General features: G+C 45.6%; 17 protein-coding genes, 1 tRNA gene and 1 riboswitch. Of the genes, 5 read left to right on the top strand and 13 right to left on the bottom strand.

Annotation, left to right across the window (positions count from 1 at the left end):
• Positions 1–46: 46 nt before the first annotated feature.
• Complete coding sequence (gene apbC / locus EXZ60_RS01960; protein WP_277435204.1) at positions 47–1,123, bottom strand: iron-sulfur cluster carrier protein ApbC; 1,077 nt, start codon at positions 1,121–1,123, stop codon at positions 47–49.
• A 155-nt stretch (positions 1,124–1,278) separates the two neighbouring features.
• On the opposite strand from apbC, the gene metG reads away from it, so the two are divergent.
• Positions 1,279–3,345: a methionine--tRNA ligase gene (gene metG, locus EXZ60_RS01955; protein WP_013857253.1), complete on the top strand. Its 2,067-nt coding sequence runs from the start codon at positions 1,279–1,281 to the stop codon at positions 3,343–3,345.
• A 216-nt stretch (positions 3,346–3,561) separates the two neighbouring features.
• Positions 3,562–4,374 (top strand): hypothetical protein, encoded by an 813-nt coding sequence (locus EXZ60_RS01950; protein WP_194575215.1) that lies wholly within the window; start codon positions 3,562–3,564, stop codon positions 4,372–4,374.
• Positions 4,375–4,501: 127 nt separating this feature from the next.
• Here the strand turns inward: EXZ60_RS01950 and udp are convergent, their stop codons facing one another.
• The 3 genes from udp to EXZ60_RS01935 all read right to left on the bottom strand — a co-directional run bounded on the left by udp (position 4,502) and on the right by EXZ60_RS01935 (position 8,591).
• A complete protein-coding gene (udp, locus tag EXZ60_RS01945) occupies positions 4,502–5,260 on the bottom strand; it encodes a uridine phosphorylase (RefSeq protein ID WP_010320675.1) in 759 nt (252 codons plus the stop codon).
• 334 nt (positions 5,261–5,594) lie between these two features.
• The gene (locus EXZ60_RS01940) at positions 5,595–7,889 is read right to left on the bottom strand and encodes a zinc/cadmium/mercury/lead-transporting ATPase (protein ID WP_277435203.1); all 2,295 of its coding nucleotides are present in this window, start codon (positions 7,887–7,889) and stop codon (positions 5,595–5,597) included.
• A gap of 285 nt (positions 7,890–8,174) precedes the next feature.
• Entirely contained in the window at positions 8,175–8,591 is a 417-nt protein-coding gene (locus EXZ60_RS01935; protein WP_013857256.1) for a CBS domain-containing protein, read from the bottom strand.
• Positions 8,592–8,865: 274 nt separating this feature from the next.
• Here EXZ60_RS01935 and EXZ60_RS01930 point away from each other — a divergent pair, with 274 nt between their 5' ends.
• On the top strand, positions 8,866–9,831 hold the full coding sequence (locus EXZ60_RS01930) for a sensor domain-containing diguanylate cyclase (protein WP_277435202.1): 966 nt from the start codon (positions 8,866–8,868) through the stop codon (positions 9,829–9,831).
• Here the strand turns inward: EXZ60_RS01930 and moaE are convergent.
• The 5 genes from moaE to moaA form a co-directional block, all read right to left on the bottom strand.
• Complete coding sequence (moaE, locus tag EXZ60_RS01925; protein WP_038148363.1) at positions 9,828–10,298, bottom strand: molybdopterin synthase catalytic subunit MoaE; 471 nt, start codon at positions 10,296–10,298, stop codon at positions 9,828–9,830. The two genes, EXZ60_RS01930 and moaE, sit on opposite strands and share 4 nt — an antisense overlap.
• 2 nt (positions 10,299–10,300) lie before the next feature.
• Positions 10,301–10,546 (bottom strand): molybdopterin synthase sulfur carrier subunit, encoded by a 246-nt coding sequence (gene moaD / locus EXZ60_RS01920; RefSeq protein WP_010320680.1) that lies wholly within the window; start codon positions 10,544–10,546, stop codon positions 10,301–10,303.
• On the bottom strand, positions 10,539–11,039 hold the full coding sequence (gene moaC / locus EXZ60_RS01915) for a cyclic pyranopterin monophosphate synthase MoaC (protein WP_258428469.1): 501 nt from the start codon (positions 11,037–11,039) through the stop codon (positions 10,539–10,541). The genes moaD and moaC overlap by 8 nt, the downstream gene beginning before the upstream one ends.
• 10 nt (positions 11,040–11,049) lie before the next feature.
• Positions 11,050–11,562 (bottom strand): molybdenum cofactor biosynthesis protein B, encoded by a 513-nt coding sequence (moaB, locus tag EXZ60_RS01910; RefSeq protein ID WP_010320682.1) that lies wholly within the window; start codon positions 11,560–11,562, stop codon positions 11,050–11,052.
• A gap of 77 nt (positions 11,563–11,639) precedes the next feature.
• On the bottom strand, positions 11,640–12,629 hold the full coding sequence (moaA, locus tag EXZ60_RS01905; protein WP_010320683.1) for a GTP 3',8-cyclase MoaA: 990 nt from the start codon (positions 12,627–12,629) through the stop codon (positions 11,640–11,642).
• Positions 12,618–12,761: riboswitch (molybdenum cofactor riboswitch) on the bottom strand. It overlaps the preceding gene by 12 nt.
• A 179-nt stretch (positions 12,762–12,940) precedes the next feature.
• Here moaA and EXZ60_RS01900 point away from each other — a divergent pair.
• Positions 12,941–13,831, top strand: a complete 891-nt coding sequence (locus EXZ60_RS01900; protein ID WP_013857260.1) for a YvcK family protein — start codon at positions 12,941–12,943, stop codon at positions 13,829–13,831.
• A gap of 15 nt (positions 13,832–13,846) precedes the next feature.
• On the opposite strand, the gene luxU is transcribed toward EXZ60_RS01900, so the two are convergent.
• From luxU to uvrB, 3 genes are all read right to left on the bottom strand, one after another.
• Positions 13,847–14,185, bottom strand: coding sequence for a quorum-sensing phosphorelay protein LuxU (gene luxU, locus EXZ60_RS01895; protein ID WP_013857261.1), 339 nt, complete (start codon positions 14,183–14,185; stop codon positions 13,847–13,849).
• 2 nt (positions 14,186–14,187) lie between these two features.
• Positions 14,188–15,594 (bottom strand): quorum-sensing sigma-54 dependent transcriptional regulator LuxO, encoded by a 1,407-nt coding sequence (gene luxO / locus EXZ60_RS01890; protein ID WP_026027308.1) that lies wholly within the window; start codon positions 15,592–15,594, stop codon positions 14,188–14,190.
• A 241-nt stretch (positions 15,595–15,835) separates the two neighbouring features.
• Complete coding sequence (gene uvrB / locus EXZ60_RS01885) at positions 15,836–17,866, bottom strand: excinuclease ABC subunit UvrB (RefSeq protein WP_029189720.1); 2,031 nt, start codon at positions 17,864–17,866, stop codon at positions 15,836–15,838.
• Positions 17,867–18,412: 546 nt separating this feature from the next.
• On the opposite strand from uvrB, the gene EXZ60_RS01880 reads away from it, so the two are divergent.
• A tRNA-Asn gene (locus EXZ60_RS01880) sits at positions 18,413–18,488 on the top strand.
• Positions 18,489–18,568: 80 nt separating this feature from the next.
• On the opposite strand, the gene EXZ60_RS01875 is transcribed toward EXZ60_RS01880, so the two are convergent.
• A partial coding sequence (locus EXZ60_RS01875; RefSeq protein WP_277435201.1) for a substrate binding domain-containing protein occupies positions 18,569–19,191 on the bottom strand: 623 nt, incomplete at its 5' end.

Genomic DNA, 19,191 nt, shown 5'->3' with positions numbered 1-19,191 from the left:
AGAAGAGATCACCACAGTGCTACTTTCACAGCACTGTGGACCAACACTAGTCTACCAATGTAAAACTGATTGCATCTGGCTTAGGCTTTCCTTGCCAATATAGGCTTGAACAGACTCGTTCCGCCAGTTGAAGATAACGCTGTGTATGCTCACTTTCTGGTTGAGCAACCACGGTAGGACGACCTTGGTCGATGTCTTCACGCAGGGCAATGTGCAGAGGAATTTGTGCAAGCAGCGCCAACCCATATTCACTGGCCAGTTTCTGCGCGCCACCGACACCAAAGATATGCTCTTTCTCTCCACAATGACTGCAGATGTGATAGCTCATATTTTCAATAAGCCCGATAACCGGAACGTCGACTTTTTCGAACATGGCCGCCCCTTTGCGCGCATCCGCTAATGCCAGATCTTGCGGAGTGGTGACGATCACCGCGCCCGTTACCGGAATTTGTTGTGACAAGGTGAGTTGAATATCACCTGTCCCCGGTGGCATGTCGATGACCAGATAATCCACATCTGGCCACTCGGTTTCATTGAGCAGTTGCGCCAGTGCTTTCGATGCCATCGGCCCGCGCCAAATCGCCGCTTCAGATTTATCAACCAAATAGCCAATCGAATGGCTGAAAATGCCAAATGCCTCAACTGGCTGCATCCACTTATTATCACGCACATCTGGCTTTGCTTCTTGCTTGCCAAGCATCATTGGCACTGAAGGGCCATAAATATCCGCATCCAACAAGCCAACTTTCGCCCCAGATTGAGCAATGGCTAGAGCAAGATTGACGGCGGTGGTTGATTTGCCGACGCCCCCTTTAGCTGAAGTCACCGCAATAATATTTTTAACACCATTAACACTATGAGCTACCGTCGTCGCTAGCGCTTTCGGCGCAATGATTATCTCAACACTGAATGGAGCAAGCGCATCGGTTTGCTGCTTGGAGAGGACCCATTCGGAAAGCTCATTCAGCAAATTTTTAGCGGCAAATGGAATATGAACCGTCAAACGCCCCGCTGTTGTAACCGAAACCCAATGCGGTTGGTTTGCCCACCCCGCAATAAGATGAGGGTGTTCAAATTGGTTTAACCAATCGCAAAAATCTTGTTTAGATGTGAACGGCTGCATAGCTTCTCCTTTTTGCTCATGCTATCACTCTCTATTGTCAGACTGAACCCCAAAAAAGTTGCGGGATTCCTTAGGCTCACGCCTTGGAGTCGCTCGCTGCATAAGGTAGTATTGGTCTCTATTTTTCATACCTATCAAAAAAGCGAATATTAAGTATGGCGACTGACCCAAGAAACGTTTCTTCAAGGAAACTGCTGGTAACTTGTGCCCTTCCGTACGCTAACGGTTCGATCCACCTTGGTCATATGCTTGAGCATATCCAAGCTGACATTTGGGTTCGTTACCAACGCCTACGCGGCAACACTGTAAACTTCATCTGTGCAGACGATGCTCACGGCACGCCAATTATGCTTAAAGCACAACAGATGGGTATTACACCTGAAGAGATGATCGCCGCAGTAAGTGAAGAGCACCAAAAAGATTTTGCAGGTTTTGATATCAGCTTTGACAATTATCACAGCACTCACAGCGAAGAGAACCGCGAGCTGGCTTCTCACATTTATCTTGAGCTGAAAAAAAATGGCTTCATTTCAAGCCGCACCATTTCTCAGCTGTTTGACCCAGAAAAAGAGATGTTCTTGCCTGATCGCTTCGTGAAAGGCACTTGCCCAAAATGTAAGTCAGAAGATCAATACGGTGATAACTGCGATGCGTGTGGCGAAACCTATAGCCCAACAGAGCTTATCAACCCGAAATCGGCCGTTTCTGGCGCGACACCAGTAATGAAGGATTCCGAGCATTTCTTCTTTGACCTTCCTCAATTTGAAAGCATGCTCAAAGAGTGGACTCGCTCTGGCTCGCTACAAACAGAAACCGCCAATAAAATGCAAGAGTGGTTCGAAGGCGGCCTGCAACAGTGGGATATTTCACGTGATGCGCCATACTTTGGCTTTGAAATCCCCGGCGAAAAGAACAAATTCTTCTACGTGTGGTTAGACGCGCCTATCGGCTACATGGGTTCATTTAAAAACCTATGTAACAAACGCGATGACTTAGACTTTGACGAATACTGGAATAAAGACAGTAAAACCGAACTGTACCATTTCATCGGTAAAGATATTGTTTACTTCCACAGCCTATTCTGGCCAGCGATGCTTGATGGCAGTGGTTTCCGTAAGCCTAATAACGTTTTCGTTCACGGTTATGTCACTGTCAATGGCGCGAAGATGTCGAAGTCTAAAGGAACGTTTGTCAAAGCAAGCACTTACTTAAACCACCTAGACCCAGAATGCTTACGCTACTACTACGCTGCAAAACTCAATAGCCGTATCGACGATCTTGATTTGAACCTTGAGGATTTCACCCAACGTGTGAACGCCGATGTGGTCAATAAAATCGTCAACCTTGCATCGCGTAATGCAGGCTTCATCACCAAACGTTTTGAAAATCAGTTGTCTGCAACCTTTGCCGAACCAGAGCTGTACGCAGAATTTGCCGCAGCAGCGGATCGCATTGCTGATCTTTACGAAAGCCGTGAATTTAACCGTGCCATTCGTGAAATCACCGCATTGGCGGACAAAGCGAACCAATACGTGGATGAAAAAGCGCCTTGGGTTGTGGCTAAACAAGAAGGTCAAGAGCAAGAGCTACAAGACATTTGCTCAGTGGGTATCAACCTATTCCGCGTATTAATGACTTACTTAAAACCTGTAATGCCAGCACTAGCGGCGCGTACCGAAGCATTCTTAAACCAAGAACTCACTTGGGAAGGCGTACAAACACCATTAACAAGCCATACGCTCACGCCATTCAAAGCGCTGTTTAATCGCATTGATCCGAAACACGTTGAAGCGATGATTGAAGCGTCTAAAGAAGAAGCGGCAGCAGAAAAAGCCGCGATTGAGAGCGCGCAACCAACCACAGTTGAAACTGAGCTAAGTAAAGACCCTATTGCAGCTGAAATCGAATTTGATGATTTTGCTAAAGTGGACTTACGCGTTGCTAAGATCATCGCTTGCGAAGCGGTGCCAAAAGCGGACAAATTGCTCAAATTCCAATTAGATATTGGTGGCGAAACTCGCCAAGTGTTTTCCGGTATTAAAGCCGCTTATTCACCCGAAGAGTTAGTAGGCAAGTACACCGTCATGGTAGCGAACCTCAAACCGCGTAAAATGAAGTTTGGTATGTCAGAAGGCATGATCTTAGCCGCAGGCCCTGGTGGCAGCGAGCTATGGATTCTTGAGCCACATGAAGGTGCTCAAGCTGGCATGCGCATCCTGTAATACATCAATCTTCACGATAGCATCCCCAACACGCTCTGTGTTGGGGATTTTTTATCACCATACTGCTCAAAATCGATCCAGCTCACACTTTTAGTTCAAAACGCACCAATAAGATGCATCACTTCAACGCGAAAATACATAAGCAATTGAATTTAAACAAATAAAAAACTGGCATTAACCCTGCTAACTCTAGATTGGTATAACATTAACAAGGAGTTGGTTATGTTTGTTTTTATCTCAATGCTTATCTCTATCGGTATATTGTGGCTGATGTTTTATCTGGCAAAACAGCGTGAATCCACATTACAACGTAAATATCAACTGCTGATCGACCTTCGCCAGCTACTGTTTTTATGCCGTCAGCACCGTAACATTACCCATCAAACACTAGCCTCTGGTCAAAGACGCGACACTGAGTTGAATGAATTGCAAGATACGCTATACGAAAAAAGTAATCACTTAATTGCTATCGCACACTTTGACAACAAACCAATGTACCGTGTGCTGCAAATTAAGCTTAAAGCACTCATGAAGGAGTGGCCAGAGCGCTCTGTGGCTCGTAACCAAATGATGCATGGTAAAATAATTCGTCACTGTATGTTCTTAATGGATGAGGTGATACTGGCTTGGTTGGTGGAATCCAACCGCGAAGATCTCAGCGATGAATACCATGTTAATTGGCAACAGGTCATTGATGCGATGGACGCGCTAACTCAGTTACGCATCAGCATTGATGAAATGGATACTCAAGATGGCCGCATACGCTTGCAGCATTATAGTGAGGTTGCCAGGCGTAGGATGAATCAACTCGCCTTAATCAGCCCTTTAACGGTAGCTTCGCCAAGCTGCTCAGCCGCGCTGCATAGCCTGAGCGAACTGCATGATCATCCTGCCTTTCAAATAGAAGCTGGAGCGATGTACCAAATCACTTCGGATATTTCACTCAGCATCTCTCACGTTTACGACCAGATGCTCAGCGACTTAACCGAGAGCTTGTACATTCCGTTGCCTAAATTGGCGATTGCTTAGTGAGTAATTGTTTAGCTGGTGACTGTTTGACTGGTGATTATTTAGAAAGTAAAAAGGCCACTTTATTCAAAAGTGGCCTAATCACTCACCGTGTACATAGATACATCAGTGTAAATTCAGAACTCAATTACAGCATTTTACGCGCAGCTTCGACAACCACTTTGATTGAACGAGCCTCGGTCTCTTTGAGTGTCGCGTGATCTGGGATCTCTTTTTGAGTACGGTTGATGATCACACCAGCCACACAACCTGCTTTCAAACCTGAGCTCGCACACATGGTTAGCAAAGTGGCGGATTCCATCTCAAAGTTCAATACGCCCATGTCTTGCCACTCTTTCATTGAGCCTTGGAAACGGCGCACAACACGACCAGTGAAGGTGTCATAACGCTCTTGGCCTGGGTAGAAAGTATCACTTGATGCGGTAACGCCCATGTGCACGGTTGCACCACTTTCCACTACAGCCGCTTTCATTGCAGTGGCGACATCGAAATCAGCCACAGCAGGGAATTCCATTGGCGCAAAGTGCAAACTTGCACCGTCAAGGCGCACCGAACCTGTGCTGACAATCATATCACCCACATTGACATGAGGTTGGATTGCACCAGTAGTACCTACGCGTAGGAAAGTACGCACGCCAAGTTGAGCAAGCTCTTCAACCGCAATAGACGTAGAAGGACCACCGATACCAGTAGAACAAACAACGACTGGCTTACCGTCTAACTCTGCGCGGTACACAGTGTATTCACGGTGGCTAGCAAGAAAGACTGGATTTTCCATCTCTTCAGCGATTTTTTGTACGCGGGCTGGATCCCCAGGGATAATGGCCAAAGTAGCACCATTCAGATCGGCTTCGGTAACACCTAGATGGAAAACGGCTTGAGACATAAGTGACTCCTTATTGCGGCTTGTTCAGCTCATAGATATACATCGGGTATGCAGCTACTCTAGCGGACCACGCACCAACAAAGAGTGATCAAATTCACAATGAATGACGCAATGTAACGAACACATTCTCATAAAAACGGTTTGCATCACAAAAAACAGCAAGATTGATGAAATAACACCCAACCCTAAAAGATGATTTCCAATACTGCGTAACAAAATACAAGCGCAATATCGACGCATTTCACACTATTACCACAATAGGGTGCAAACCCAACAGGCATGAGAGATAACGACTCGCCATGCCTTACTGAGCTTTTTGGTTTTTAGCCTCGGACTATTTTTTAAATTTCAATAGACGCAACGCATTGAGCGTTACTAACGCGGTAGCTCCACTATCGGCCAGCACCGCCACCCATAAGCCCGTAATACCGAGTAAACTCGTGACTAAAAAGATACTTTTTAAGCCTAGCGCTAGCGTGACATTCTGGCGAATATTGGCGAGTGTAGCTTGTGATAGCTCGATCATGGTGGCGAGCTCGGCCAATCGATTGTGAGTAATTGCCGCATCGGCCGTTTCCAACGCAACATCGGTACCACCCCCCATCGCAATACCAATGCTGGCCGCTTTCATTGCAGGCGCATCATTAATGCCATCCCCGACCATCGCCACCTGTTTTCTCTGCGCCAACTGTTGAATGTATTCCACTTTATCTTGCGGTAATAAACTGGCTTTGAAATCTATCCCTAATTGAGCGCTCATCGTCGCAGCGCTTCTAGGGTTATCGCCAGTGAGCATGATAGTGTCGATCCCCAAACGATGCAGTGCTTCAATGGCGGCTTTGGCATCTTCACGCAAGGTATCTTGCCATGCAATTAAACCAACAATGCTCTCTTGCTCAAAAACCACCACCACTGTTTTGCCTTGCATCTCTAGCGCTTCCACTTGCGCGCTAAATGCATCAGAAAACGCAACATTCGCTTTGCTTGGCGCTAATACGCGCAGTGATTTCCCTTCCACAACCCCTGAAACCCCACTGCCAACTAATGCTCGCTTGTCTATCGCTTCTGGAATGGGCAAAGCCATTGCTTGCACTTTTTTCACTAAAGAGGTTGCCAGAGGATGGCTCGAGCCCATTTCAACCGCTGCGACATAGCGCAATAATTGCTCCTCATTCCAGCCATTGAGCGCAACCACATCCGTGACTTCCGGTTTACCTTTAGTCAAAGTGCCTGTTTTATCAAAAGCAATACTCTCTATTTTTCCAAGCTGTTCGAGCGCCGCGCCCCCTTTGATCAGTGCACCACGACGCGCCGCTGCGGCAAGGCCAGAAGTAATGGCCGCCGGAGTTGAGATAACCAACGCACATGGACAAGCAATCAGCAGTAAGGCTAAGCCACGGTAAACCCATGTTTCCCATGGCTGCGCAAACAGTGTCGGCGGTATCACAACCACGGCTAATGAAACCAACATCATTAATGGGGTATACCAGCGACTAAATTTATCAAGAAAACGTTCTAACGGCGCTTTGCGAGATTCCGCTTCTTCAATCAGATGCAAAATGCGGTCAATCGCGTTTTCACCCTGTTTGGACGTGATGGTGAAACGCACCACCTGATCCGCAACCACAGCACCCGCCATGACATTATCACCTTGATAACGTTCGACAGGCAGTGATTCGCCCGTTAACGCACTCTCATCAAAGCTGGCCGACGCTTCGTGCAATTGACCATCCGCAGGTAGCCGAGAGCCGGGAGAAACTTCCACTACATCCCCCGGTTTTAGCTCATGTGCTGCCACCGTGATGCGTTCTCCTGCCACAATTTTTGTTGCCGTTTCAGGCACCAGTGCCATTAAAGCTTGTACACCGCTACGCGCTTTAGAAGCGGCAAAAGCTTCTAGCCGCTCTCCGATGAGGAAGAGTAATAGCACCATCGCCGCTTCAACCGTTTCACCAAGATAGAGCGCTCCGAGCGCCGCAACGCTCATTAAGGTTTCAATCGCAAAGGGTGTGCCTGAGCGTGCCAGTTGAATCGCTTTTTTGCCGATAGGATACAAACCTGCAAGGCAGGTCAAAATGAACATCCCATCGCTGATTTGAGGGAAATAAGGCTGCACAATAGCGGCGAGTATCATAGCGCCAGCAATGGAGAGGATCTGCACGTTCTGTTTTATGACCGACTTCCAGTCACTATGAATGGGGGCAGAAACTGGATTAGCCGCATCAATGCGGTGAGCCGTAAAACCTGCGTTACGAACCGCTTGCTCTATTTCAAGCGCTACCTCTTCGGTATTAAACTTAACCACCAATTTTTCAGTGGCAAACAGCACTTTGGCGTCGATCACATTACCCACTTTTTTAAGCGCCGTTTCAACCTTACGTGCGCAAGATGGGCAATCCATCCCTTCAATTTTCCAGCTTTGGTTAAACTGTGTTTCAACTGGCGTGAGCTGCGCGGGTTCATCATCAGGATCATTGCTGGCGCAGTCTTGTGACCCGCAGCACGCCTCTTCATCTGAATTAACGCCTGCTGCTTTAATCGCGTTAATTTTGAGGCTAGCGCATGACACCGGCTGCGGGTTTGCCATGCCGTTTTTTGTAGAGCAGCAAGCTTGATGTTTTGTACACATAGGATTCTCCTTCTCTGATGCACAAAGCTTAAACCTTGGAGTCAACTCTAATGTCAAGCGCCTTTTTATTAAACCTGAACTTAACGCACATTCACCTTGATTCGATGAAAAAGAGGTGCACTGCACCTCTAGAATTTTATTTATTACTGCTGATATACCCAAACAACTTGGAGTTGCAGGTAGGGGCAAGTGAGTGAGTCCCCATGAGCATAGGCAAACTATGTGATTGGGGTGAACGAACGTAGCCAACACCGCTGCAGCTTCAAGTAGGAAGGGTATAGTTTGCTATGTTGGTTTTTTAAAACAATGCGTTAAGTTTTTCCCTAATGCTCTCAGTACATCTCTGCGCGTAATAATGCCAACCAATTTACCTTGATCGATCACAGGATAAACTTTCGGTTTTCCTACTTTCATCATGTCAGCAAGCTCAATAATCGAAGTATCTGATGAAACGGACAGCACTTCAGGGTGCATGCAGTCACGGACTAAATGGGTGTCTTCACAGAAATAACTCACCTTCACCAATTTATCGAGCAAATCCTGCTCTGATAGAAAGCCAATCACTTGTTCTTGGTCGTTAATAACAGGACCACCAAGATGCTCCGAACGCATCACTTTTTCTAAAGCCGCAGTCATTGGCATGTCCGGTTTGAAGGTGATGGCTTGTAATGTCATATAGTCTTTAACTATTAGCGATTGCATATCTGTCTCCTTGGTTGCAACGGTATGCTGCCTTAAGTTAAGTGTTGACTAATTTCACCGTTTTGCTAAATGGAAAAAATCGATTTTGCTCATCGGCACAAACTATCGATATTACAAATAGTTAATTTTCATCAAGGGTAAATGGCAAAATCTTTTATCAAAACGTCTCATTTTTGAATCAAACAACACGTTAAGAACACGATGTCTCGCAAGATTTTACAGTTAATATCATTTATATCTTAAACATTGACCGTTGTATTAATAAGGACTGGGCATGGTGAATTCGCCACTGTTTTCCGAGATTATAGAAAACCCAGCACTGATGCGCAGCTTGTTGGAGTCATTACCCGAACCCACTTTTCTGATTAACCGCGATGGCGTATATGTGGAGGCCTTAGGAGGAACGGATCGCAGCCGACACCACGACCCAAGGGTTCTCATTGGCCTCAATCTATACCAGGTATTACCCGAAAAAAAAGCCGCTTGGTTTCATCAAATTATCCAAGAAGTCATTGATAACGGACAAATGCGAGAGTTTGAATACGATCTCGACCTAAGGGTGATAGCTCAATTTAAAGGCAGCTCTGGCCCTATCGATATTCAGTTTTTTAACGCATTGGTCATCCCGCTGAAAAATACTGAGTACGTGCTATGGATTGTGAGAAATATTACCGCTTATAAGCGCACGTTAGAGCGGCTTTCTATACACCAACTTGAGTTAGAAAAACTGACCAATGTGGATCATTTAACTCAGGTCTATAACCGTTATGCGATGGACTCATTGCTGCCCAAAGCGTTAGATAAGATCAAGCGTGAGCAAAGTAGTGCTGCAATTTTCATGATCGACTTAGATTGCTTCAAAGAATATAACGACCATTATGGCCATGTGAATGGCGATACTGTGTTGCGCAAGATAGCGAGCACTCTGCAGCATTGGAAACGTAAAGATGACCTCTGCTTTCGCTATGGAGGAGATGAATTTCTACTGTTTATTGCGGATATTGATATTAAACAGTGCGAGCAAAAAGCATTGCAACTACTTAATGAAGTGAGAGAGCTGCAAATCCCTCACCGCTATTCTCATGTCTCATTGTATGTATCGATTACTATCGGCATCCAATATTGCGAACACATACCGACTGGCATGACGCCAGAACAGTTTGTATCAACGGCCGATAAGGCGCTGTTTCACGCGAAGAATCAACAGCGCGGAACTATTCATATACTACACAAGGCTTAGTCGATGGTGTGATGATTAGCCCAACGCTGCGCGGCTTGTGCATCTGAATCTCGAGACTCCACCCAGCGTGTTTGTTCGGTGGTGCGCTCTTTCTTCCAAAACGGTGCTTTGGCTTTAAGGTAATCCATAACGAATTCGCACGCCTCAAAAGCCGCACCACGATGTGAGCTCGACACGCCTACAAACACGATTTGATCGCCAATATCTAAATCACCGATTCGGTGGATCACACGGATTTTTTGCACCGGCCAACGTGCCTGAGCCTGATCACAAATATCACTCAAAGCTTTTTCTGTCATTCCCGGATAGTGCTCAAGCGTTAAGCCAATAACATTATCACCTAAATTCATATCACGAACTTTGCCAATAAAGGTAACCACAGCGCCAGCGGAAGTACCTTGCGACAAATCACGGTATTCTGCGTCTACCGAGAAATCTGATATTTGAACGGAAATACGACTATCCATCACTAGCCTCCGGTTACTGGAGGAAAAAAAGCCACTTCATCACCATCACTTAACGGGTAATCAAAGGCAACGATGGTTTGATTGACTGCCACCAGCAGTTTTCCCGGTTGCAAGGCTAAATCCCATTTCCCAGGCTGCGAGGCTAAGTGGCTACGCAGTGCTTCAACCGTAGCAAACTGTGCCTTGAGTTGAATGCTGTCTTGGCCGATCAACTCACGAGTTTGAGCAAAAAAGAGGACATTAATCATGCGTGACCTTTTGTTGTGGCTGAGCGCTAAAGTAACCCGATTTCCCGCCGCTTTTTTCAAGTAAGCGCACTTGTTCAATCACGATATCTTTTTGTACTGCTTTACACATGTCGTAAATGGTTAACGCCGCCACCGATGCCGCGGTTAAGGCTTCCATTTCAACCCCTGTTTTACCGGTTAATTTACACAATGATTCAATTCGAACTTTGCTTTGTGCTTCGATGGCTTCAAGCTGCACTTCTACTTTAGTAAGCAGCAATGGGTGGCACAGTGGGATTAAATCCGATGTTTTCTTCGCCGCTTGAATGCCCGCAATTCTCGCGGTGGCAAACACATCACCTTTGTGGTGTTGCCCAGAAAGGATCAGTTGCAGCGTTTGTGGTGACATCTTCACAAAGGCTTCCGCACGTGCTTCACGTACGGTTTCAGCCTTGGCAGAGACATCGACCATATTGGCTTCGCCTGAGGCATTAATATGAGTAAATTCGCTCATTGAAACCCCGTTAAACCGAAAGATGTGGCATAAAGTTGCATGGGCGATGGCTGGCATCTAACTGCTGTTTGATGATTTTTGTCCAACCGGTTTTGCACGCTCCTGTTGAACCTGGCATGGCAAAAATAACCGTATGGTTGGCAAAACCTGCAATGGCGCGAGACTGAATGGTTGAAGTGCCAATTTCATCGTAAGAGACCAATCGGAACAGCTCGCCAAAACCTTCCACTTCTTTATCAAACAAGGGCTTTAATGCCTCTGGTGTGCTGTCGCGTGAGGTAAAACCCGTTCCACCCGTGATCAGCACGGCTTGCACGTTTTCATCCGCGATCCACTGAGAAACAATCGCGCGAATTTTATACTGATCATCAATAACAATCTGCTTATCGGCCAGAATGTGTCCCGCTTGTTGAAGTTGCTCAGCTAAGTAACCGCCTGAAGTATCGTTTTCTTCAGTACGAGTATCTGAAACCGTCAGTACGGCAATATGTGCTGGTTGAAATGCGCTTTCTGCGTGACCCATGTGTTCACCTACTGTTCAAATGTGTACCCACATCACCCGCTAAACAATAGCCAGTGACAAAAAGAATTTAGCCGCCATTAGCCGCCAATGGAGGCGAGATTAGGTGTCATACCCGTATTGCCATCTTGTAAAAAATGGCTGACCGACTTGGTCTGTAATTGCGCTTGAATGCGCTCAATTAAGGCTTGCTGTTGATTATCTTGAGCGAGCAGATCGCGCAATTCAACGCCTTGATCACCGAAAAGGCACAGGTGTAACTTCCCCTTTGCCGAAACACGTAAGCGGTTGCAGCTATGACAAAAGTTTTTCTCATACGGCATGATAAGGCCGATTTCACCTTGGTAATCGGCATGAACAAATACTTGCGCTGGCCCATCATTGTGAGCTCGGGTTTTCAGCACCCAACCATTGGCAATCAGTTGATTACGAATGGCAACACCTGAAATATGGTGACGCTCAAACAGCGAGTCCATTTCACCAGTTTGCATTAGTTCAATAAAACGAAGTTGAATAGGGCGATGTTTAATCCAATCTAAAAAAGCAGGTAACTGCTGATGATTAAGGTCTTTTAACAGCACAACGTTGACTTTAACTTGCTGGTAACCGACTTCAAAAGCGCGATCAATCCCCGCCATCACTTGCGTAAATTTGTTTTCACCCGTGATTTGGTGGAACATTCTTGGATCAAGACTATCGACACTGACATTGATATGCGTTAACCCAGCCGATTGCCAACCTTGTACTTGTTTGGCCATACGGTAACCGTTGGTGGTGGTCGCCACTTTCTCTATACCAGCGGTATTCGCCACACAAGCAATAATGTCGTTAAAGTCTTTACGCAAAGTCGGCTCCCCCCCTGTGATGCGTACTTTCGACGTACCACAGTCGGCAAACGCTCGCACGACGCGTTGTATTTCAGGAAGGGTTAAAAAAGACGAGTTTTTCTGCCCCGAAGGTTGATAACCATCAGGCAGGCAATATGTGCATTTAAAGTTACAGACATCTGTAACAGATAAACGTAAATAATAAAATTTACGTTGGAATCTATCTTCGAACTGTTGCGCCACGGAACACCTTTCCAAATACGGGAGGCATAATCATTTCCAATTATGCCCTTGTGGTATTAGACCACTGGCTTAACCACCCTATCTCACAAAAATGAGACTTAGCCAGTTAAGCTCGGAGCTATGGCAGCCGTTGAGGTAGTATAATTAACTATCTCTACAGCAGCTGATAAGTAAAATACTTAATATTAGTAAGTGATTCTACCCTTATCGTAAAAAAAAAGAGTCCATTACCCAATTTACCTCCTAATGAGTATGGGTTGTGAACAAGCTGATTTAAATTGTAGTTAATTATTAAAAAATAAGAAGAACAGATGACTCTATACACTTCAAAGAAAGTCGTCGCCATTGGCGGAGGACATGGGCTTGGACGCATGCTAGCGGCGTTAAAAGATTTTGGCTCCAATGCGACAGGGATTGTAACCACCACAGATAACGGCGGTTCCACTGGGCGCATTCGCCACTGCCAAGGTGGCATTGCATGGGGCGATACACGTAACTGTATCAACCAGTTGATCACTGAGCCTTCCATCAGTTCGATGATGTTTGAATATCGCTTTAAAGGTGCGGGAGAACTCAATGGCCATAATCTCGGTAATTTGATGCTGACTGCATTAGATAACCTATCTGTGCGCCCTTTAGACGCGATCAACTTGATCCGCAACATGCTCAAAGTCGATGTTAATATTTTACCTATGTCAGAGCATCCTTCTGATCTTAGTGCACTTTCTATGGATGGTCACTGGGTCACGGGTGAAACGAACGTGGACGAGATGACGGAAGATTTAAGGCGCTTAGATTTATCACCTGAAGTGCCAGCAACCAAAGAAGCCATACTCGCCATCAGTGCAGCAGACTGCATCATCCTTGGCCCGGGAAGCTTTCTCACCAGTGTGATGCCACCACTACTGCTGCCCGAAATTGGCAATGCCATTGAGCAAAACGTAAAAGCAAAGCTGATTTTTGTTGAGAACTTGTCTCCCGAGCAAGGACCTGCTGGTCGCATGTCGCTACGGCAGAAATTGGAATGGTGTGAGCGCGCCTGCCACGCGCGAAAAATCGATGTGGTGATCGGCGATACACCACATCCGGAGCTGGCTGAACACTGGCATTGTGTCACTACAGAGCTAGCATCATCCAATCGTGACTGGCGGCACGACCGAGTTAAACTTCAAAAAGCCATTGAGAATCAACTCACAAGCTAATCCATCAAGTGGCAGTTAATCCATCAAGTGGCAATAGCAACGATGCGTCTCTTCGATAAGAGCGCGCATCGCCGCCACTTCTTCAGCCTCATCAAAAATGCAGTTTGCCTTTCCTTTGCTATCGATATCCACCGCTTTAGCGCACAGTTTATCCGCACCAAAGCTGGCGGCACTGCTTTTTAGAGCATGGCTGATGTCTTTTAAATATTCGATTTTATCCGGCAGATTTTGATCAGCTAGCTTCTGTGTATAGGCGCTCAGCTCGCTGAGAAAAATATCGAGCAATATTGGCACATTCTCTTCTCCAATTTCTTGAGCCAAATGCGCAATTTTGTTTTTATTGATCAGTTCCATCTCTATGAGTTCTCTCTACTGTTCCACGCTTGCAGCTTGCGGTAGATCGTTGAAGGGCTAACGTCCAAATAACTGGCTGCTTTAGGAATATTGCCATCACACGCTTCTATCGCTTGTTCGATAGCTTGTTTTTCCGTCATCCACAAAGGAAAAATATCGTGCACGGTTATATTTTCCTTGCGTGTTTCCGTCGTTAAGTTTGCTAATCGAATTTTGTTATCCACGACTTGATTTAGCGGTGGGGGTAGCATGCTCAGTTCGATCTCGTTACCGTGGTTCAATACCACCACATTCCGCAACACGTTTTGCAGTTGACGCACATTACCCGGCCATTCATAGCGCGTAAAACGCTCCACAACCTCTGGCGCTAAGCGGACAAAACCTTTGCCTTCTTCTTTAGACATAAAGCCGAGCAAAGAGTAAGCAATTTCAATAACGTCATCGCCTCGCTCGCGTAGCGGTGGTAAATGCAATGGGATCACATAAAGACGATAGTACAAATCTTCACGAAAACGCCCCTCTTGCACCTCTTTCCAAGGATCGCGGTTGGTAGCGCAGACAAAACGGACATCGACACTTTTCATCTTCGATGAGCCCACTTTCTGGAATGTACCCGTTTGGATAAAGCGCAACAGCTTGGTCTGCAAATCCAAATCCATTTCACACAGTTCATCCAAAAACAGTGTGCCACCATCAGCCAACTCGGCAGCACCTTGGCGATCGGTCGCGGCGCCGGTAAATGCGCCTTTCACGTGGCCAAAGAGTTCGCTTTCTATTAAATCTTTAGGAATTGCAGCGCAGTTAATCGCAATGAAGGGCTTATCGCCACGCTTACTGGCCGCATGAATCGCTTCTGCGCACACCTCTTTACCCGTGCCACTTTCGCCAGTAATAAAAATACTGGCTTTACTGGAGGCCGCTGAGTCAATGGTTCGATAGACTGATTGCATGGTTTGACTGCTGCCGATAAAACCTTGGTAGTTCTGATTACCTGGGTTACCAGCCTCATTTTTTAGTTTGCTAGCTTTACGTATGGCGTTGTTAACCGTGACGCGCAAGCGGTCTGCTTCACAAGGTTTGATCAAGAAATCTTGGGCACCGTGACGCATCGCTTCCACGGCGGTATCAATGGAACCATGAGCGGTCATGAATATCACAGGCACATTGGGGTATTGATTTCTCACAGCATGTAAAACGTCCATGCCCGTCATATCGGGTAATCGAAGATCCAGCAATATGAGGTCCGGCTCTCGGTGAGCTAAACTCTCTATCGCATCACGACCTGTACCAACAATATTGATATCGATTTCAAGGGGGGTGAGGTATGAACGATACAGCGCCGCAACGGAAGCCGTATCTTCCACCATCAAAAGATATTTAGCCTTTTGTAGAGAAAAGTCAGGTTGCATATTCTAGCCATTATTATTTTGCACTTTGCCTTAACTATTGCATTAAGGTTCGCATTTTGCAAAATAAAATAACAAAAAGGCACTAATTCGTTAGTTAATAGCCCTTTTTGCATAAAATTAATTGGCACGATATGTGCTCTATTCAATATGACCCTTAGGGGTCACCTAGCCAACTGACGTTGTTAGTGAATAAAGTGTTCACAAATAACAGCCAATAGACCTTTTTCTATTGGCTATTTTTTTAACTGTTGGTAATGAACTGCTGACGCAGTTTTTCAATTTGGTCACGCTTTTCGGCAGCCAATTCAAATTCTAGGTTTTGTGCGTGTTTGTACATTAACCCTTCTAGTTTGGCGATCTCTTTTTCCAGTTGTAGCGGCGTGAATATTTCATAAGTTTGCGAGCTTTCTGCCACCTTAGACAAAGGTACTTGTTTGCTCATCCTCTGCTGCTTGGACTTAGTAATATCACCTAACTCCATAATATCTTTGACATTACGTTTCAGCGCCTGAGGTGTTATCCCTTGTTCTTCATTATGTGCTTGCTGCTTTTCACGGCGACGATCGGTCTCATCCATCGCTTTCTTCATTGAGTTAGTAATGCGGTCAGCATAGAGAATCGCTTTGCCTTCAATGTTACGTGCCGCACGGCCAATGGTCTGAATTAATGAACGTTCTGAACGTAGAAAGCCTTCTTTATCCGCATCAAGAATTGCGACGAGAGAGACTTCAGGCATATCCAAACCTTCACGCAGTAAGTTAATACCCACTAACACATCAAACTCGCCTAGGCGAAGGTCGCGAATAATCTCAACCCGCTCAACAGTATCAATATCTGAGTGCAGATATCTGACCTTAACCCCATGTTCATGAAGATACTCAGTTAAGTCTTCAGCCATGCGTTTAGTCAATGTCGTGATCAGCACACGTTCATCTTTCGCTGAGCGAATGCGGATCTCTGACAACACATCATCCACTTGTGTTGCAACTGGTCGTACTTCCAGCACGGGGTCCAGTAATCCGGTTGGGCGCACCACTTGATCCACAATTTGTCCGGCTGATTTTTCTAGCTCATAGTTGCCCGGGGTAGCAGAAACAAAAATCGTCTGCGGCGCAAGTGATTCGAACTCTTCAAACTTTAATGGACGGTTATCTAAAGCGGAAGGCAACCGGAAACCAAACTCCACTAACGTTTCTTTGCGTGAACGATCGCCTTTGAACATCGCGCCAATTTGCGGCACGGTTACGTGTGATTCGTCGATAATCAATAAACCGTCATGCGGTAGATAGTCAAACAGGGTCGGAGGCGGCTCTCCCTCTTTTCGCCCACTGAGATAACGAGAATAGTTTTCAATACCTGAACAAAAACCGAGCTCATTCATCATTTCAATATCAAATTGAGTACGCTGCGATATGCGCTGCTCTTCGAGTAGCTTATTGTTTTCCAACAGATAAGCTTGGCGAGTTCGTAGCTCCTCTTTGATGTGCTCTATCGCATCGACAATACGCTCTCTTGGCGTAACATAGTGCGTTTTAGGATAGATGGTATAGCGAGGAAGATCTCGCTGAATCATTGCGCCCGTCAATGGGTCAAACAAACTGATGCAATCCACCTCATCATCGAACATTTCAACACGCACGGCCGCATAATCCGATTCCGCAGGAAAGATATCGATCACCTCTCCACGAACTCTAAATTGACCACGTTCAAACGCCATATCGTTACGTGTGTATTGGAGCTCGGCTAAACGGCGGATAATGTCGCGCTGATCCATCACATCACCACGGCGAACATGCAGCATCATTTTCAGATAAGAATCAGGATCACCCAAACCGTAAATCGCCGATACAGAAGCCACAATAATCGCATCTTTACGCTCAAGCAGCGCTTTAGTCGCGGAGAGTCGCATTTGTTCTATGTGTGAGTTAATCGAGGAATCTTTTTCTATAAATGTGTCCGTGGTCGGTACATACGCCTCTGGCTGATAGTAGTCGTAATAAGAGACGAAATACTCAACCGCATTATTGGGGAAAAATGACTTCATCTCACCATACAGCTGGGCTGCGAGCGTTTTATTCGGTGCCAACAAGATAACCGGACGCTGCGCCTTGGCGATCACATTAGCCAAGGTGAATGTTTTCCCTGAACCCGTCACACCCAATAAGGTTTGATGAGCAAGACCTGCATCTAGCCCATCAAACAATTGCTTGATCGCCGTAGGTTGATCGCCTGAGGGTTGATAGCCCGATACCAATTCAAACGTTTTGCTCATAATGCCGTTGTCCTCTATAACTGAATAGGCATTCTCGCTGTTAGCCATGTTTTGTTGCAAGTAATTGTTCAAAATAGTTGCGTCGTAAATCACCCCTGTTTTGAAAAAATGCTAGTTTCTTCTCCATACGTTTGCTACCATCTTCGGCCTGATTCGTAAAAAACCACTCCTAACTTTCAAAAATAATCCACTTGTTTTCCCCAAATTTTTAAAATCATTCCATTTTTCCTATCTTCATTCATTTTCATTGTTGTTTGATAATTTCAGTTGATAAATCGAAAAATAAAATACAAAACATAGTGTTATGAATAAAACAAACTCAATGAGTGAGTAAAGCAATAACTCAGTAATCATTGATAAAACGAATTGCTCAGGATTCATCAACATACTTATCCACAATTTTGGTGGATAACTAAACCTAGCCTAATGCCGATAAGGGGTACAGAAAAGTAAAGTATTTTCAGGGAAATATTTTTACTTTTTCTTCGGCTGGAAAGGTTGACACTGAACACCCCACTCGCTACCATTCGCACCGCTCAAAGCAATTCCCCCTTAGTTCAGTCGGTAGAACGGCGGACTGTTAATCCGTATGTCGCAAGTTCAAGTCTTGCAGGGGGAGCCAAATTCAAGAAAAAAGACGTCCTAGGACGTCTTTTTTTGTATCTAAATCTAGATTGAATCGAACATTTTAGAGTATAGCCCCTACAGAATTTGATCTTCGAATACGGTACACAGGCGCTCAATCAAGAACTCGAGAAACAAACGAACTCGCCTCGGTTGATACTTTCTACTTAGGTAAATTACATTCAAATCAGCACCTGCTGAAGAGGTCGATGTATTGAAGTTCTTCATGTAACCATTAAGCACTGTCACTAAACGCTGCTGTTTGATGTCTTCCTGCACATCGAGAATCGATTTCAACGCAATGCCAGCACCATCTAACGCCCATTGACGAATCACTTCGCCATCATCAGAAAAACGCTTTGGCACGACAGTAATGACGTTGTGCTGATCTTCATCTTGAAAGTGCCAGGTTTTCAATTCTTCATTGCTGCGGACCATGGCTAAACAATCGTGCTGAGCGAGATCTTGTGGCGTGATCGGCGTGCCTTTCTTTGCCAAGTACTGAGGAGAAGCGCAAAGCACTCGGCGACTGGACGCCAGTTTACGAGAGATAAGATTACTGTCGGCCAGCTCTCCGTATCGGATAACGATATCCAAGCCGGACTCGGCCAAGTTGGATAAGTTATCGTTCAAATATAGATAAGGGATCACATCGGGATAGAGCTGACTAAATTCCGACAGTATTGGCGAAATGTATTGCT

Source organism: Vibrio sp. 1151_11, from assembly GCF_029478525.1.
Classification (GTDB): domain Bacteria; phylum Pseudomonadota; class Gammaproteobacteria; order Enterobacterales; family Vibrionaceae; genus Vibrio; species Vibrio anguillarum.
Note: the sequence above shows the minus strand (reverse complement) of the source record. Positions and strands in the feature narration are given on the sequence as shown.

Coding starts and splice junctions, on each gene's coding strand:
- moaB (WP_010320682.1), bottom strand. CDS start 11,562: ATGGGTCACGCAGAAAGCGCATTTCAACCAGCACATATTGCCGTACTG.
- moaD (WP_010320680.1), bottom strand. CDS start 10,546: ATGATTAATGTCCTCTTTTTTGCTCAAACTCGTGAGTTGATCGGCCAA.
- uvrB (WP_029189720.1), bottom strand. CDS start 17,866: ATGAGCAAAACGTTTGAATTGGTATCGGGCTATCAACCCTCAGGCGAT.
- metG (WP_013857253.1), top strand. CDS start 1,279: ATGGCGACTGACCCAAGAAACGTTTCTTCAAGGAAACTGCTGGTAACT.
- moaC (WP_258428469.1), bottom strand. CDS start 11,039: ATGAGCGAATTTACTCATATTAATGCCTCAGGCGAAGCCAATATGGTC.
- EXZ60_RS01930 (WP_277435202.1), top strand. CDS start 8,866: ATGGTGAATTCGCCACTGTTTTCCGAGATTATAGAAAACCCAGCACTG.
- luxO (WP_026027308.1), bottom strand. CDS start 15,594: ATGCAACCTGACTTTTCTCTACAAAAGGCTAAATATCTTTTGATGGTG.
- luxU (WP_013857261.1), bottom strand. CDS start 14,185: ATGGAACTGATCAATAAAAACAAAATTGCGCATTTGGCTCAAGAAATT.
- EXZ60_RS01900 (WP_013857260.1), top strand. CDS start 12,941: ATGACTCTATACACTTCAAAGAAAGTCGTCGCCATTGGCGGAGGACAT.
- apbC (WP_277435204.1), bottom strand. CDS start 1,123: ATGCAGCCGTTCACATCTAAACAAGATTTTTGCGATTGGTTAAACCAA.
- moaE (WP_038148363.1), bottom strand. CDS start 10,298: ATGGATAGTCGTATTTCCGTTCAAATATCAGATTTCTCGGTAGACGCA.
- EXZ60_RS01940 (WP_277435203.1), bottom strand. CDS start 7,889: ATGTGTACAAAACATCAAGCTTGCTGCTCTACAAAAAACGGCATGGCA.
- udp (WP_010320675.1), bottom strand. CDS start 5,260: ATGTCTCAAGCCGTTTTCCATCTAGGTGTTACCGAAGCCGATCTGAAT.
- EXZ60_RS01935 (WP_013857256.1), bottom strand. CDS start 8,591: ATGCAATCGCTAATAGTTAAAGACTATATGACATTACAAGCCATCACC.